Origin of the sequence: Rhodopirellula sp. UBA1907 (genome assembly GCF_002337565.1) — a bacterium.
GTDB lineage: Bacteria > Planctomycetota > Planctomycetia > Pirellulales > Pirellulaceae > Rhodopirellula > Rhodopirellula europaea.
In genome coordinates, this window is sequence record NZ_DDGH01000019.1 from 5045 (window position 1) to 5918 (window position 874).

Consider the following 874-nt stretch of genomic DNA (forward strand, 5'->3'; position numbering starts at 1 on the left):
ATGAGGATCTTCCGCGGTGACGACGTAGTTCTTGCCGCTCGATGGAAAGTACAGATAGAACAGCCCATCGTGTTTGATCAAGTCGGGGGCCCAGACGGTGCCAACGTCTTGATGGAGGGCATTGGAAATCGGCTTCCAGTCGGTCAGGTTGGTGGAGTGCCAAATCGTCAGACCGGGATAGGTCCGGTAAGAACTGTGCGTGATGTAGAAGTCTTCGCCATCACGAACGATCGTTGGGTCGGCATGATCGCCGCCCAAAATCACGTGTAGGTTGCCGTCGGCGGGTGGTGCTGAGTTTGCGACAGCAAACGGGAACGCGAGAAGAAGACAAGCGGCGAGGATTGTTTGGGACTTCATGAGCGAGGGGAGTCGTGAGGCGGTGGGGAGAAAGCAGCGGTGGGGCGGTTGGATCGAACCAAGCGGTTGATTCGCGAAGCTGATTTTAGTTGTTGAATCAAAATGTCATTGGGAACGATGCCTGCACTCGCCATAAATCACAACTCGATTTTGAACTCTCACCGTCGCGAAACTTTTTGGCGAGGTGGGAATGTTGTGGCGGGAGAGTGCAACGCATTTTCGAAGGCACGGTCAATGTCGGTCGTTCGTGCGCCTGATTGAGATTTGTGCTTGGGAGGATCTTCACAAACCGAACTCGTCGAGTGAGATGGTTTGGAATTCCAGGTCCGCTCGCGAATATTCGTAGAGGATGCCGAGTTTGGTCGCGGCCTTGTGTTGGAATCACCAGCGTGCCGTCGGTCATGGTGCTTCCGTTGCCTGGCGCGGGAGCGAACAAGTACCACTTGGGATCCTTGAGTTGCTTGGTCCAGTTCTCGGGGGACGACCAAGTTTGTCCTCGTACTGGCGAACGCCGAAT

At 54.9% G+C, this 874-nt stretch carries 1 protein-coding gene; it reads right to left on the bottom strand.

Going from position 1 to position 874, the window contains the following annotated elements:
• On the bottom strand, positions 1 to 357 hold a 357-nt coding region (locus B2R17_RS04535), incomplete at its 3' end, for a family 43 glycosylhydrolase (protein ID WP_286763031.1).
• Between the last annotated feature and the right edge of the window lie 517 nt (positions 358 to 874).